General features: G+C 60.5%; 14 protein-coding genes. 6 read left to right on the top strand and 8 right to left on the bottom strand.

Annotated features, from left to right (window positions below):
- Nucleotides 1–7 precede the first annotated feature (7 nt).
- From BGI27_RS10900 to BGI27_RS10890, 3 genes are all read left to right on the top strand, one after another.
- Nucleotides 8–877 carry a M48 family metallopeptidase gene (locus BGI27_RS10900; RefSeq protein ID WP_095524898.1) on the top strand — a complete coding sequence of 290 codons (870 nt, stop codon included), beginning with the start codon at nt 8–10 and terminating at the stop codon, nt 875–877.
- Between the two features lie 75 nt (nt 878–952).
- Nucleotides 953–1,366 (top strand): EF-hand domain-containing protein, encoded by a 414-nt coding sequence (locus BGI27_RS10895; protein WP_095524915.1) that lies wholly within the window; start codon nt 953–955, stop codon nt 1,364–1,366.
- A gap of 286 nt (nt 1,367–1,652) precedes the next feature.
- On the top strand, nt 1,653–2,600 hold the full coding sequence (locus BGI27_RS10890) for a class I SAM-dependent methyltransferase (protein ID WP_223871747.1): 948 nt from the start codon (nt 1,653–1,655) through the stop codon (nt 2,598–2,600).
- Between the two features lie 155 nt (nt 2,601–2,755).
- On the opposite strand, the gene typA is transcribed toward BGI27_RS10890, so the two are convergent.
- From typA to pmbA, 3 genes are all read right to left on the bottom strand, one after another.
- On the bottom strand, nt 2,756–4,567 hold the full coding sequence (gene typA, locus BGI27_RS10885; protein ID WP_095524896.1) for a translational GTPase TypA: 1,812 nt from the start codon (nt 4,565–4,567) through the stop codon (nt 2,756–2,758).
- A 108-nt stretch (nt 4,568–4,675) separates the two neighbouring features.
- Nucleotides 4,676–5,605, bottom strand: coding sequence for a tRNA (adenosine(37)-N6)-dimethylallyltransferase MiaA (miaA, locus tag BGI27_RS10880; RefSeq protein WP_095524895.1), 930 nt, complete (start codon nt 5,603–5,605; stop codon nt 4,676–4,678).
- 31 nt (nt 5,606–5,636) lie between these two features.
- Nucleotides 5,637–6,992: a metalloprotease PmbA gene (gene pmbA, locus BGI27_RS10875; RefSeq protein ID WP_095524894.1), complete on the bottom strand. Its 1,356-nt coding sequence runs from the start codon at nt 6,990–6,992 to the stop codon at nt 5,637–5,639.
- Between the two features lie 120 nt (nt 6,993–7,112).
- Here pmbA and yjgA point away from each other — a divergent pair, with 120 nt between their 5' ends.
- Both yjgA and BGI27_RS10865 read left to right on the top strand, forming a co-directional pair.
- Nucleotides 7,113–7,646, top strand: a complete 534-nt coding sequence (yjgA, locus tag BGI27_RS10870; protein ID WP_095524893.1) for a ribosome biogenesis factor YjgA — start codon at nt 7,113–7,115, stop codon at nt 7,644–7,646.
- A gap of 92 nt (nt 7,647–7,738) precedes the next feature.
- Complete coding sequence (locus tag BGI27_RS10865; protein ID WP_095524892.1) at nt 7,739–9,106, top strand: GGDEF domain-containing protein; 1,368 nt, start codon at nt 7,739–7,741, stop codon at nt 9,104–9,106.
- 9 nt (nt 9,107–9,115) lie between these two features.
- Here BGI27_RS10865 and BGI27_RS10860 read toward each other — a convergent pair whose 3' ends face one another.
- The 5 genes from BGI27_RS10860 to BGI27_RS10840 form a co-directional block, all read right to left on the bottom strand.
- Nucleotides 9,116–9,832 (bottom strand): UDP-2,3-diacylglucosamine diphosphatase, encoded by a 717-nt coding sequence (locus BGI27_RS10860; protein WP_095524891.1) that lies wholly within the window; start codon nt 9,830–9,832, stop codon nt 9,116–9,118.
- 64 nt (nt 9,833–9,896) lie between these two features.
- Complete coding sequence (locus BGI27_RS10855) at nt 9,897–10,388, bottom strand: peptidylprolyl isomerase (RefSeq protein WP_095524890.1); 492 nt, start codon at nt 10,386–10,388, stop codon at nt 9,897–9,899.
- 55 nt (nt 10,389–10,443) lie between these two features.
- Nucleotides 10,444–11,040, bottom strand: a complete 597-nt coding sequence (locus BGI27_RS10850; protein ID WP_095524889.1) for a peptidylprolyl isomerase — start codon at nt 11,038–11,040, stop codon at nt 10,444–10,446.
- 2 nt (nt 11,041–11,042) lie between these two features.
- Entirely contained in the window at nt 11,043–12,245 is a 1,203-nt protein-coding gene (locus BGI27_RS10845; RefSeq protein ID WP_223871746.1) for a L,D-transpeptidase family protein, read from the bottom strand.
- A 10-nt stretch (nt 12,246–12,255) separates the two neighbouring features.
- Nucleotides 12,256–13,356 carry a nuclear transport factor 2 family protein gene (locus tag BGI27_RS10840; RefSeq protein WP_095524887.1) on the bottom strand — a complete coding sequence of 367 codons (1,101 nt, stop codon included), beginning with the start codon at nt 13,354–13,356 and terminating at the stop codon, nt 12,256–12,258.
- A 343-nt stretch (nt 13,357–13,699) separates the two neighbouring features.
- Here BGI27_RS10840 and cysS point away from each other — a divergent pair, with 343 nt between their 5' ends.
- Nucleotides 13,700–15,085 carry a cysteine--tRNA ligase gene (cysS, locus tag BGI27_RS10835; protein ID WP_095524886.1) on the top strand — a complete coding sequence of 462 codons (1,386 nt, stop codon included), beginning with the start codon at nt 13,700–13,702 and terminating at the stop codon, nt 15,083–15,085.
- Nucleotides 15,086–15,161: the final 76 nt, after the last annotated feature.

Raw genomic sequence — 15,161 nt, 5'->3', positions numbered from 1 at the left:
AGAAAACATGAAGCAGATCAGCAGGCCATGGGTGTTGGCAGTGATTCTCGGCCTGGGTGTGATAGCAGGCTGCCAGACGGTGCAGACCACCGCACCGGGCGTGGTCGGCGTGAACAGGCAACAGCACGTTTCGCCGCTGATCAACCGCGATCAGCTCAACCAGCAGGCCACGCTGCAATATCAGCAGGTGCTCAAGGAGGCAGACGGCAAGCGCCAGCTCAATCAGGATGCGGCCATGCTGGCGCGCGTGCGCCGTATCGCCGATCGCATCATCCCGCAGGTGAAGACCTTCCGGCCGGAGGCGGCAAGCTGGAAGTGGGAGGTCAATGTGATCAAATCGGATGAACTGAATGCCTGGTGCATGCCCGGCGGCAAGATCGCCTTCTATTCCGGTTTGATCGAGCAGTTGAAGGCGACCGACGACGAACTCGCGCAGGTGATGGGGCACGAGATCGCGCATGCTCTGCGTGAGCATGCATGGGAGAGGGCGTCCAAGTCGGCCACGGCCGGGCTTGGTATTTCCATCCTGGGCGCAGGTGAGGCCCACATAGATATGGCATCTATGGTCTACAACGTGACTTTCGAGTTGCCCAATTCGCGCGAGCATGAGACCGAGGCTGACCGCATTGGTATCGAACTGGCTGCCCGCGCCGGTTATGATCCGCGCGCGGCCGTAACGTTGTGGCAGAAAATGGGCAAGGCCAGTGGCAGCAGCAGTTCACCGAAATGGCTGTCCACGCACCCAGCCAGCACCGAGCGCGAGCAGGATCTTCGTTATTACGGCGATCTGGTGATGCCGCTCTATGGAGCAGGCACGCAAGCGCTGATACATCCGCTTACACAAGGGAACGAGCTGGAAACACGTCGGATAGGGTGACTACCTAGGATGGGGCTCAGACAGGAGGAATTGCTTCCTGTCCGAAACTGACCTCAAACGCCAAGGAGTCCGATCATGAAGAAAACCGTCCGTAATCTGTTTGCCGCTACAACGCTTGGTGCTGCTTTGCTGGGCGCTGCTTTCGCCCATGCTGAAACCACTGTGTCAGCTCCATCCCCTGCTCAGTCGCGTTTTGACATGCTCGATACCAACAAGGATGGGGTTCTGAGTAGGGATGAGTTTCTGGCTCAGCGGCCAACAGGAGCACGCGAGGGGCGTCACGGCGGCATGCGCAAGGTGCGTGCTGACAGGGGAGATCATACACTTTTCGCATTGAGCGAGAAGGCTGCAGATGGTGTCGTGATGCGTGCCGACGTCGAGAAACTGGGGCGACCCAATGCGTTGAGCCGCTTCGATGCCATGGATACCAACAAAGACGGCAAGCTGACCGCAGACGAGCGCGCTGCCTGTGCGCGTATCCGAAGCTGACGAGCAAACCCTGCCCATCAGGACAGCCGCCTGGGGGCGGCTTTTTTCAGCCTTCCAGGAAAAACCATCCTTGATGGATGGCGCAACAGCGTGGCCATAGGGCCAGGGAATTGGGGGCGAGTGGCTTCAGCCTGTCCGCCCCGTGTGCTTGTCATCCAGTACGGGAACTCCCTCATTGGCCGGTACTCTACTTCCATCACGCGGGTCGCCTTCCGTGCGATCTGCCTGCCTGTGATTCATGCCAGCGTTGTGAATGTGGATTCGGCAGCCCGAGTCATGGATTGCCGTGTCTTCGATCGACGCACGATTCTCCCGTACCGGCAACAGGCCAGGGGAGAGATGCAGAACCAGGATGCAGTGCCTGAGCATCGCCTTCCGTCATTTCCGCCACAGGAGAACGTTGATCATGTCATTGAGAAAATCCGCGACTGTTGCCGTCTGTTGCGCGCTTACCCTGGGTATCGGCACCACATGGGCACAAACAGGTGCATCGAATTCCTCTGCATACGAGCCCATGGTCGGACAGGCGGGCAAGGATGTCATATGGGTGCCGACCTCCCAGGCGCTGGTGGACCGTATGCTCGATATGGCCAAGCTGACCCCCAAGGACAATCTTGTCGATCTGGGGTCGGGTGATGGCCGTCTGGTCATCACCGCTGCCAAGCGGGGGGCGACCGCGCGTGGCATCGAATACAACCCGGACATGGTGGCCCTCTCCAGACAGGCAGCCGCAATGGAAGGTGTGACAGGGCGCGCCACTTTCGAGCAGGCGGATATCTTCGCGTCGGATTTCTCCGCGGCAACGGTGGTGACATTGTTTCTGCTGCCGGAATTGAACCTGCGCTTGCGGCCCACGCTGCTGGATATGAAGCCCGGCACGCGGGTGGTTTCCAATTCATTCAACATGGATGACTGGAAGCCGGACGAGGAGGCTGTGGTGACCGAAGGGTGTACCACTTACTGCAGTGCCTTCAAATGGATAGTGCCCGCCAAGGTGGCTGGCACCTGGAAGCTTGGAGACAAGGAGCTGGTGCTCACCCAGACCTTCCAGATGATCGAAGGTGTATTGCGTAGTGGGGGCGCCGTGCAATCGATCAGTGATGCGCGCCTTGATGGCGCGCAGATCCGTTTTTCCGTCAGCAAAGAGCATTACACCGGGATGGTGAACGGGAAGGAAATACAGGGGCGGATCAATGGCAAGGTCACCTGGCGGGCTACCTTGGTTGAGGGCTGAATCCCGAGGTTCTCTGCGGATGAATTGTCGCGCGGCGTCGTGCCCGATCATGCCGAGGCATTGAAGTACAAACAGGCGCGGGTGCTTGCGCTTGGCAACAAAAAGGGCCGGTGTGGAAGCACCGGCCCTTTGGTTTGCATGTCGTACGCGCAGGCTTATTCCACCTTGGCGGCGCGGCGGCGCTCGTGTTCCTTGAGGTGGCGCTTGCGCAAACGGATCGATTTCGGCGTGATTTCGACCAGCTCATCATCAGCGATGAACTCGATCGCGGACTCCAACGTCAGCGCGATCGGCGGCACCAGGCGTACGGCTTCGTCGGTACCAGAGGCACGCACGTTGGTGAGCTGCTTGCCCTTGATCGGGTTGACCACGAGATCGTTGTCGCGCGAGTGGATGCCGATGATCATGCCTTCATAGACCGGATCGTTGTGGCTGACGAACATGCGACCACGATCCTGCAGCTTCCACAGCGCGTAGGCCACGGCAGCGCCATCATCCTGGCTGATCAGTACACCGTTGCGGCGGTCGTTCATGCTGCCGGCCATCGGGGCGTAATCATCGAACACGTGGCTGGCAAGCCCGGTGCCGCGCGTGAGCGTGAGGAATTCCCCCTGGAAGCCGATCAGGCCGCGGGCGGGGATGCGGTACTCGAGGCGCACACGCCCCTTGCCGTCCGGAGCCATATCCTGCAGTTCGCCACGGCGACGCCCCAGTTCTTCCATCACTCCGCCCTGATGTTCTTCTTCGACGTCGACGGTCAGCATTTCGTAAGGCTCACATTTGACGCCGTCGATTTCCTTGTAGACCACGCGCGGCCGACCGACCGCCAGTTCGTAGCCTTCGCGGCGCATGCTTTCGAGCAGCACTGTGAGGTGCAATTCGCCGCGACCGGAAACTTCGAAAACATCGGCGTCCTGGGTGTAGCTCACGCGCAGTGCCACGTTCTTCAGCAGTTCCTTTTCCAGACGCTCGCGGATCTGGCGGCTGGTGACGAATTTGCCTTCACGACCCGCGAGGGGCGAGGAGTTCACCTGGAAGTTCATCGTCAGCGTGGGCTCATCCACTGCGATGGGCTTCATGCCTTCGAGGCGCTCGGGGTCACAGACCGTAACCCCGATACCGACCTGATCGATACCCGAGATCAGCACGATGTCACCGGCTTCGGCCGATTCTGCCGGCGCACGCTCCAGCCCGGTGAAGGTGAGGATCTGCGAAACCTTGGCACGGCCACGGTTTTCCTCACCATACATCACCACGACATCCTGATTCGGCCGGATGCGGCCACGCTTGATGCGGCCGATGCCCAACTGACCGATGTAGGTGGAGTAGTCGAGCGAGCAGACCTGTACCTGCAGCGGACCTTCAGCATCGACCTCAGGTTGCGGCACATGCTCAAGGATGGCTTCGAACAGCGGCTTCATGTCGGTGCCGGGCTTGTCGGCATCCAGCATGGCGAAACCGTTCAGGGCGGACGCATAGACGATCGGGAAATCCAGTTGCTCGTCCGTGGCGCCAAGCTTGTCGAAGAGGTCGAAGGTCTGGTCGATCACCCAGTTCGGACGGGCGCCGGGGCGGTCGATCTTGTTGATCACGACGATGGGCTTGAGGCCCAGGCCCAGGGCTTTGCGGGTGACGAAACGGGTCTGCGGCATTGGGCCCTCGACCGCGTCGACCAGCAGCAGTACGGAATCGACCATCGACAGCACGCGCTCGACTTCACCACCGAAGTCGGCGTGTCCCGGGGTGTCGACGATATTGATGTGGGTATCGCCATACTTGATCGCGCAGTTCTTGGCGAGGATGGTGATGCCGCGTTCCTTTTCCTGATCGTTGCTGTCCATCACGCGCTCGGCGACCTGCTGGTTTTCGCGGAAGGTCCCGGACTGGCGGAGGAGCTGGTCGACCAGCGTTGTCTTGCCATGGTCGACGTGGGCGATGATGGCGATATTACGAATGCTGCGGCTCATGGATGGCTTCTTGCGTAGGGGGAAAGAGCGCGGATAACTCGCCGCGCGGGAGAGCGATTGCTCAAAAAGGGCGCAATTCTAGCACGCGCACCCTCTACCCGTCGTGCCTCAAGCTTGGCTCATAGACCGCCATTGCGCGAGGTGCTGCGCAAGCTGTTCGGTGACATTGGGAGCCAGACTGTCGATTCCATGGAATCCGGGCCACTGCCCGCCAAACTGGCGCAGCCAGGTGATCTGGCGTTTGGCGAGCTGGCGGGTGGCGGCGATGCCTTGTTCGCGCATCGTGGCGCGGTCGGTTTTGCCGTCGAGATGGTCCCACATCTGGCGATAGCCCACGCAGCGCATCGAAGCCATTTCCGGTTTGAGCTGATAGCGCTGACGAAGGCTGCGCAGCTCGTCTTCGAGTCCGTCGGCAAGCATTGCTTCAAAGCGCTCTGCGATGCGGGCATGCAACACACCGCGCTCACCGGGCAACAATGCCAGTGACAGATAATCGATTTCGGGGCCTGGTGCTTCTCGTTGGGCATAGCTTTCGGCCAGCGCCTTGCCGGTGAGCAGCACGATTTCCAGTGCGCGCTGGATGCGTTGCGCATCGTTGGGATTGAGGCGTGCGGCGGCTTCCGCATCAAGCGAGCCCAGCCGGGCATGCAGGGCGGGCCAGCCCAGGTGCGCGGCGTCTTCCTCGATCTGCTGGCGCAATGCGGCGTCGGCTTGCGGCAGGTCCGAAAGGCCCTCGCGTAGCGCCTTGAAATAAAGCATGGTGCCGCCTACCAACAGCGGCAACCGGCCGCGTGCCTGTATTCCAGCGATCAGGGGCAGGGCGTCGGCACGGAAGCGTGCGGCGGAATAGGCCTCTTCCGGACTGATGATATCGATCAGATGGTGCGGACAGCACGCGCGCTCAGTTGCGCTGGGCTTGGCTGTGCCGATATCCATGTCGCGATAGACCAGTGCGGAATCCACGCTGATGATCTCGACCGGAAAACGTTCGGCCAGCGCCAGGGCGGCGGCGGTCTTGCCGCTCGCCGTCGGCCCCATCAACAGTACGGCACGAAGGGGCGGAGCAGTCTTACTGCCCGGCAATGGTCATCTTTCCGACTACCAGCGAAGGGCATTGCTTGCCACCCCGGATCACCGTGTCGCCACCGACCAGTACGATGTTGCGCAGCATCTCGCGCAGATTGCCGGCGATGGTGATCTCATGCACGGGGTGGCTGATCTCGCCATTCTCGATCAGATAGCCTGCCGCGCCGCGCGAGTAGTCGCCGGTCACGTAATTGACCCCCTGACCCATCAGATCGGTGACCAATAGACCGTGACCGATCTCGCGTGCCAGCTCGACCAGACTGTGACGCCCAGGCCGGACGATGAGGTTGTGACAGCCACCCGCATTGCCGGTGGTCTCCATGCCCAGCTTGCGCGCCGAATAGCTGCCGAGGAAATAGCCTTGCAGTATTCCGTGACTGACAAGCTGGCGCGCGCGTGTGGCCACACCTTCGTCGTCGAAGGGTGTGCTGCCCAGTGCCTTGGGAATGTGAGGAAGTTCGTCGATGCTGACTTCCGGCGAGAAGACCGGCTGGCCGAGCGCATCGAGCAGGAAACTTGTGCGGCGATAGAGCGCGCCGCCGCTGGCGGCCTGAATGAAATGCCCAAGCAGACCGCAGGCCTGTGGGGCTTCGAAGATGACCGGCAATTCGCAAGTGGACAGACGGCGCGAGTCCAGGCGGGCCAGCGCACGGCGTGCAGCGTAATCACCGATGGTGGCAGGGTCAGCGAGCTCGCGCGGATCACGGGTACTGCTGTACCAGTCTCCGGTCTGCATGTCATCACCTTCTCCTGCGATTACGCTGCAGGAGATGGAATGGCGCGAAGTATCGAAACCAGCACAGAACCCCAGGCTGTTGGCGGCCATGAAACGGGATTCCTGAACGTACACGCTGGCACCGTCCGAATTTGCGATCTGAGGGCTGACGGCAAAAGCCGCATTCTCGCAATGCTTGGCGATCTCGGCTGCCTGAGTGGCATCGACCTGCCAGGGGTGGTGCAGGTCCAGCGCAAGATCCTTGCGCTTGCCTTGCCATAGACGTTCAGGATCCGCCAGACCTGCCGCCGGATCCGCTGCCGTGAAGCGAGCGATGGAGAGCGCGGCGTCCACGGTGGCACGCAGTGCTGCTCGCGAGAAATCGGAACTGCTGGCGTGACCGCGTTGCTGGCCGACATAGACTGTGACGCCCAGCCCTTTGTCGCGGTTGTATTCAAGGGTTTCGACCTTGCCCTGGCGGACCGTGACGGTCTGCCCGAATCCTTCTGAAATGTCGGTTTCGCAGGCGCTCGCGCCGCGCTTGCGGGCATAGTCGAGGATGTCCTGAGCGATCTCGCGTAGTTCGGAACGGCGGTAGCTGAAGGCGTTGCGGTTTTTCGGCATGGCGGGAGGCGGCAGGGCAAAGGCTATAATCTTATCTCTTCACAGCCCGCTTGGCGCGGCGTGCTCCCGCGAGCACGCATCCCTGGGCCGTGTCCCAATAAGACTCCAGTCATTTCGTCCATGAAGAACAACCGCCAGGAAGAGCCCGAATATTTCGTCAGCAAGTCGCAGCGCAAGCGCGACATGGATGCCCTGCAGGATCTTGGCAAGATGTTGACGGAATATCCGTTGGCGCGCCTGAAGAAAGTGCCGATGTCGGACAATCTGCGCGAAGCGCTGGTGGAAATGCAGCGCCTTACGGCTAACGGTGCCCGTGCCCGACAGTTGCAGTACATCGGCAAGCTGATGCGCAGCGAGGAGGCTGCCCCGATCCGCGAAGCGCTTGAAGCGCTGTCCGGCAATTCTCGCGCGGAAACCGCGCGCATGCATCGTCTGGAGCAGCTGCGTGAACGCCTGCTGGAGGATGAGGCAACGCTGACGGAGCTGGGCGACCTCCATCCTGGTGCCGATTTGCAGCGTTTGCGTCAGCTGCGCAGGAACGCACTGCGCGAGCGTGCGGAGAATCGACCGCCGCATGCATTCCGAGAGCTTTTCCAGATGCTGAGGGCATTGGAAGACACTTCTGTGGCAGACGAGGAAATGCCGGAGGACTGACCCGGCAAATAACCTCTTCATTAAAGAGGTTATTTGGGCCGCCGTTAAACCTGAGAATCCCGCGATGGTGTTCCGTGGAAAGGTTCAGGTTAATGGCAGTTCCCTTGCCAGTACGTATCAACCTCGTTTCGTTGGCTTTTACGGCTCTGGTCGCCTGCGTCCTGACCGCTCTTGGGGGCTACTTCCTGTATTTCCAGCAGGTAGAGCATGCGCATTCGCGCGCCCGATTTGCCGCCGGAGATCTTGCGGAGCGGGCTGGGCACATGGCGCGATTGGGGCTGAGGCCACAGGACACCGCGCATTTCGAAGAGCAGTGCGAAGCAGTGATCCGCAACGATCCCTTGCTGGATGAAGCAGGTGTGCTCGATCCTCTGGGGCTGGTGCTGCATCACTATATTCGCGCCTCGGCCTCCTCCCTGCTGCTCTCTGATGCTTTTCCGATGAAGGAAGTCTTTTCCTTTGATGGCATGGAACGGGCGGAAATCAGGGATCCCCTGAATGGTGGGGCTGTGCTTGGCTACACCGCCGTCTCCATCAATCAGGACATGGTGTTGCGTCAGACTCTGCGTAATGTGGGCTGGCTGGTGATTTGCGCCCTCTCGTTGATCGCCGTGGGAGTGCTGGTCCAGCACGTGGTCTTCTGGAAGGCTCTGGGGCGTCCGCTGGCCGAACTTGTGCGTACGGCCGACGAGATCCAGCCAGACAGGCTGGAGACTATCCCACCCGCGCTGGAACGCCCTCGCAGAGATGACATCGGGCGGGTTTATGGTGCATTACGACGCCTCATCGAACGCCTGCAGGAAGCCCGTTTTGCCCTGCTGGAACAGAACGCCATGCTGGAGGTTGCAGTCCGTTTGCGAACCTCCGAGCTGGAGCATGTGAATCAGGCACTGGCTCGTGATATCGAGCGACGCAAACAACTGGAAGAGGAACTGCGTACGCAAGCCAATACGGATGCGTTGACCGGCCTTACCAATCGGGCCTTCGTGGTGCCCTATCTGGAGAAGCGTCTGGCCCAGGCACATCGGGAAACACATCGCTTGGGTCTGTTGTTGCTGGACTTCGATGGTTTCAAATGCGTCAACGATACGTGGGGGCATGCGGTTGGCGACCGGGCACTGCAGATCATGGCGCAGCGCATGCAACAGGAGTGCCGGGCTTCTGATGTGCTTGCCCGCCTGGGGGGAGATGAATTTCTGATCGTGCTTGAGGATTTTGCATCCCAGGCGGAGGCCCTGGGATTCTGTGAACGGATCGCGGCTCAGTTCAATGAGCCTGTGCTGGTGGAGCGGCTCGCGCTTTCTCTGGGAATCAGTATCGGTCTGGCCATCTATCCTGAACACGGCAGCACACTGGATACCCTGCTGGCCTCGGCCGATGCAGCCATGTATGCGATCAAGCAGGCCGGGGGCGGCGTCGCCCTGGCGGATCAGGCATTCATCATGCGCCGTGAGGCGTGAGGGCGCTGCCTATTCGGTCCTGGCCTGCAGGCCGTCAGCGCTGGTTTCCAGCCAGGTCGCCTGGGCATGCCAGTCCGCGAGCACCCAGCGTTGCTTCTCCAGGCCATCGACCGCGAGCAGATGCCTTGCGGGGCGATGGGTGTGGCCATGGACCATCCATTCGGCACCGGTCCTGCGGAAAGCCTGCTCGATGGCCTGTGGATTGACATCCGTGATGTCGGAGGGTTTGTCGTGCGTCGCCGATTCGCTACGCTGGCGGATGCGATTCGCCAACCGCAAGCGCCAGGAAAGCGGAAGCAGACGAAGCAGGGCAAGACTGAGTGGTGACCGGATACGACGGCGGAAGCGCTGATAGGCCAGATCGTCAGTACATTGCGCATCGCCGTGCAGCAACACAATCCGGTGCCCGTTCCATTCGATGAGCGCGGGTTCGGCGACCAGATGCGTACCGCTTCGCGCGGCAAAGCGCTTGCCCAGCAGGAAATCGCGGTTGCCGACGATGATGCTGGTTTTCACGCCAGAGCCGGTCAGCGCTGACAGCACATCGGCAATGCTAGCGCAGAAGGGATCATCCAGTTCGTCATCGCCAACCCAGGATTCGAACAGGTCGCCCAGAATCCACAGGGCATCCGCCTCACGTGCCGGTCCTGACAGGAAACGCAGGAAGGCTGCCGTCGTTTCTGGCCGTTCGGCACACAGATGCAGATCTGAGATGAAGAGGATCAAGGGTGTCCTGCCGATTGAAGAACGCCGGCGAGTGCCGGCGTTGCGTGCTGAAGGTCGATGCGGATCAGACCACTTCGGCCTTGTCGATCACCACGGTTTCGACAGGTACATCGGAGTGATAGCCGCTACGGCCGGTCTTGACCGCGCGGATCTGGTCAACCACGTCCAGCCCTTCGACGACCTTGCCGAACACTGCGTAGCCCCAGCCTTGCACGCTTTCGGCGCGGAAATCGAGGAAGTCGTTGTCCACGGTGTTGATGAAGAACTGGGCGGAGGCCGAGTGCGGATCAGAGGTGCGTGCCATGGCGATCGAGCCGCGCACATTCTTCAGACCATTGTTGGCTTCGTTGCGGATAGTCGCCTGGGTAGGTTTCTGGCTCATGTCCGGCAGCATGCCACCGCCCTGGATCATGAAATCCTTGATCACACGGTGGAAGATCGTGCCATCGTAATGTCCTGCCTCGACGTAGGCGAGGAAGTTCTTCACCGTCTCCGGCGCCTTTTCGGCATCCAGTTCGAGGGTGATGACGCCGAAGCGGGTGTGCAGCTTGACCATTGGTTCTCCTTGCTTGGGGTGGTATTGCGGCGATGCCGCAGTGATCTGTATAGGGCTACTTGCCGGCGGTGCCTGTGGGGAGCAGACGGGCGCTCTGGATGATGACAGGCATGCGCGGGACGTCGGAATGAGGGCCCGCGTTGGTCGTGGGGACCGCGCGGATCTTGTCCACGACATCCATGCCTTCGACGACCTTGCCGAATACCGTATAACCCCAGCCATCCTGGCCGGGGAAGTCGAGGAAACTATTGTCGACGGTATTGATGAAGAATTGCGATGTTGCGGAATGCGGAGCACCAGTACGAGCCATGGCAATGCTGCCACGCACATTCTTCAATCCATTCTTTGCTTCGTTCTGGATCGGTGCTTTGGTGGGCTTCTGATTCATGTCTGGCGTGAAGCCACCGCCCTGGATCATGAAGTTGCGGATCACGCGATGGAAGATTGTGCCATCGTAGTGGCCAGCCTCAACGTATTGCAGGAAGTTGGCGACACTCGCCGGTGCGCGCTGGGCATCAAGCTCCAGAGTAATGTTGCCCTGATTAGTGGCCAGTTGTACGCGCGGCGCTTCACCGGCTGCCGCGGCTGAAAGGGATGCGATGGCCAGTCCGGCGAGCAGGAATGCCCGGCGCAGGGTGGAGACGATAGTCATGTTCAGGCAGCTCCTTCGTAGATGATCTTCCAGTTTCCGTCCTCACGGATCCAGTACTGGCGTTTGCGCATGCGGTCGTTGAGGTTGTTGCTGCGATAATCCTGTTCGAAACTGACCATCACCAGCTCTTCATTGCCTGGAGAGCGCAACACGGTGAGCCCGTTCAGTTCCACCTTGATCCAGGCCTTGCTCGCATTGGCCGCCTGCTTCTGTTGCCGCCAAGCCGTCAGGTCGGTCTTGCCGGCAAGGAAACGCTTCGAGTAGTGGGACAAATAGCGCTCAGTGTCGCGGTTGGCCCAATCCCGGCGCCATTGCTCGATGCTGTCGGAGAGCGCCTTGCGCTCCACCTGCCAATCATCGAGAGAAGCCCATTCCACTCCGTTGCTGATGATCACGGGAGTGACACCGATCTGTACGTAGCGGGTGAGGGTGTCCAGATCCTGATTGGAGAGTACGACACAGCCCTCGGATGCCAAAGGCGCGCGCGCATAGGTGTCGGAGGGCACGCCATGCAGCCAAATGCCATACCCCGTGCGTCCCTGCATGCGATCCCATTCATTCGGGTAGTTGATGGGGAAGGCACGATTACCGTAGTAATCCGGTAATTTCTTGCGCGGCAGCATGCTGGTTACGTAATACACGCCGATGGGGGTTTTTAGGTCTCCTTCGCGCTGCTTTTCCGAGCCGCCACGCCCTTGGCTGGCATACCAGTCGGCAACCAGGCTCGGGCGACCATTGGTATTGCGATACAGGTACAGGCGGGATTGGCGGGTATCGACCACGACTGCGTATTGCTGCTCGGGATTCATCTGCAGCAGGTAGCGCGGGACCTGATTGCTTTCCGGACGCTTCAGATAGCCGTTCAGGCGTGCGCTGGCTTCGGCCCTCAGTTCGTTGAGGCGGACATCCGAGCCCTTGACGTTGCCCAGGGTCTGAAGTGGTTGGGCACGTGCCAGCAGCAGATCGCCACGGATCAGATGGGCTAGGCGAAAATTCGGATACAGCGAGATCAGGTTCTCGGTACGCGAGAGCGCGACGTCCAGACGGTTTTCCTCGATATCCGTGAGGATCAGGGCAATCGTTGCATCCGGACCAGCGTCGGAGACGCCGGCCATCAGCGATGGGGGAGCGCCAACCTGGAGTGTCGCTCCCGCCAGGACTACAGCCAGTATTCCTTTCAGGCCTCTGCGATACAGCTTTTTCAAGCGTTTTTCCTCAGCGTCCGATTCGTTCGCGCAGGATCAACCACCGCCCATCCTGCAACTGCAGATCCAGGGTCTTGCCGGTTGCCGTCTTCAAGGCATCTGACTCGTACTGCTGCCGGAACTTCGCGACGGCCTTGTTGCCATCCACACTCACGGAAAGATCGGTCAGGTTGACGCGAATGCTCTTCGGGCGATTTATGCGGTCAGCCCGTTCAGCCTCCCAGTCTTTGCGACTCTTGCCACCGGGGACCTCGAATCCCTTGGCGTAGTAGCCAAGGTAATCCTGAGCATTCTGCGCCGACCAGGCAGCGGCCCAATTCTGGACCGTACGCCTGACATTCGCCGTCTGGTTCTGTTGCGCCACGGCCGGCGCTGAGCTGCTGGCCGCCGAAGTCGAAGAACTGCTGCGCGCTGAAGCGGAGCTTGCCACCGCGATCGCCGCCGCACTGCTACTGGTGCTGAACTGTGCACTGCTGCTGGAGCTGCTCGACGATGATGCGCGGCTGCTGGTGCTACTGGACGAACTGGTGGCTGTCACCGCAGCCACAGTTACGGGGCGTGTCACGGCCGGCTGGGCACGCGGTGCCACAGCCGAGCTGATGTCACGCAACAGGTTCAGTTTGGCCTGAGCATTGGTGTTGCGGGAATCGATCTGTAGCGCCCGGTCGTAGGCCTGTCGGGCCATCTTGGTGTAGAGATCGCCGAGATTTTCGTGTGCGACGGCATACGAGGGGTGCGTACGGATGGCCATCTCCAGTGCCGCTCGTGCCTTGTCGAGCTGGTTCTGCTGAGCATAGATCACTGCCAGGTTGTTGTAAGGCTCAGGTAGTTCCGGCGCTTCCTCTGTGAGCTTGATGAAAGTGCTCGCGGCATCGTCGAGTTTGTTCATCTCGGCCAGGATCACGCCTTTCAGAAAACGGGCCTGCCGGTCGCGCGGGTTACCCGCCAGCACGCGTTCGACCTTCTCCAGGGCCTGAGCCTGTTGTCTCTTGGCGAGTAGTGCCTGGGCTTCGGCGATCGAGGCCGAGGCAGCCAGCGGGAAAGCTGTGCTGACGAGCGCCAGCAGCGCAGCAATGCAGAAGCGGGAGCGGGAGAAGGTCTGGCGGCGCATTATGGTAGAGTCGTTCCAGAGAAATCGTTGATTGGCTGACTGCGGCGGGATTCTACTTTACAACCGCCGGCATTCGTACTGTCCTGCCGACGATGTCTTGTCAGGCGTGCTCCAGGGGCTGCCCGCAGCCGTCTCGCTGGTCCATTGAATCCTGCGCTGACAGGTAGAATGCGCGGCCTGCCGCCATACATGAATGATGGCGTTGCGGGAAACAGACCGACAGAAGCGTTCCGGGTTCATTGCGAGGCTTGCCATGCCGCCATGGACGCTCACGAGACCGGCCAGACCGGCCAATTGCGCAAGGCAGACAGAGGCGCTCTTCATCGCCCAGATAACGAAAGAAATGCTCAGGATCCACAATTCGCTCGCCCGCGAAAAACAGGCATTCACCCCCATCGAATCCGGCAAGGTGCGCATGTACGTCTGCGGCCTGACGGTGTATGACTACTTCCATATCGGTAATGCACGCACGCTGACGGTCTTCGACATGGTCTACCGCTGGCTGACGACGGCGGGCTACGAGGTCAAGTATGTGCGCAACATCACCGATGTTGATGACAAGATCATCGAGCGGGCGAACCGTAACGGAGAGGCTATCGAGGCACTCACCGCGCGCATGGTTGCCGCGATGCACGAGGATTGCGATCGTCTGCTGATGTTGCGGCCTTCGGTTGAGCCGCGCGCCACGCACCACATCGATAACATGCTGGGTCTGATCGGTGATCTGGTCAGCAAGGGCAAGGCTTATCCTGCGAGTAATGGCGATGTCTATTACGCCGTACGGGAGTTTGCGGGCTACGGCAAGCTTTCCGGGAAGTCCATTGACGATCTGCGTGCCGGTGAGCGCATAGCGGTGGACGGTCACAAGCGTGATCCCCTCGATTTTGTACTCTGGAAGGCAGCCAAACCGCATGAACCGCACTGGTGCTCCTGTTATGGGGAAGGGCGGCCGGGCTGGCATATCGAATGCTCTGCGATGAGCCGTGCCGAGCTGGGCGAAACCATCGATATTCATGGCGGCGGTTGGGATCTGCAGTTTCCGCATCATGAAAACGAGATCGCGCAGAGCGAGGGCGCGTCCGGCAAGCCCTTCGTGAATTACTGGATGCACGCGGCCTTCCTCAACATGGACAACGAGAAGATGTCCAAGTCGCTGGGCAACGTGTTCACCACGCGTGAGATCCTGGTCAAGCTGGATCCGGTGCAGGGAGGCGAAACCGTGCGCTTCTTTCTGCTGCGCGGCCATTATCGTTCCGAGATCAACTATACCTGGGACATCCTGCAGGAAGCGCGCGGTGCACTGGCTTCGCTCTATACCGCCCTGCGCGATGTGCCGCCGGCCCCGGCGGCCGATTTCGAGCTCGACTGGAATGATCCGCATGCACGCCGCTTCCATGAGGCGATGTCCGACGACTTCAATACCCCAATGGCTTTTGCCGTGCTGTTCGAGTTGCGCAACGAGATCAACCGCACTCGCGATGGAAGACTTGCCGCCTTGTTGCGCGCGCTGGGCGGTACCCTGGGCTTCCTGCAGGCAGATCCTGCGGCCTTCGTGCAAGGTATGGCAGCGGCAGACGAGACGGCGGAAATCGAGGCCCTGATCGCAGCGAGAGCCGAGGCCAAGAAAGCCAGGAATTTCGCCGAGGCCGATCGCATTCGGGATGAAATCAAGGCGCGTGGCATCATTCTGGAGGACGGGGCTGGCGGTACTACCTGGCGCAAGGCGTGATGCATGGCGGGCGTAGGGCCCTGAATCGCCCCCGGTTCACTAGACACTTCGAAGCCTTAAGCTGGCAACCAAGTGG

The sequence above is a fragment of the Candidatus Dactylopiibacterium carminicum genome (assembly GCF_014736495.1).
GTDB classification, from domain to species: domain Bacteria; phylum Pseudomonadota; class Gammaproteobacteria; order Burkholderiales; family Rhodocyclaceae; genus Uliginosibacterium; species Uliginosibacterium carminicum.
This window is presented reverse-complemented; position numbering and strand designations above follow the sequence as displayed.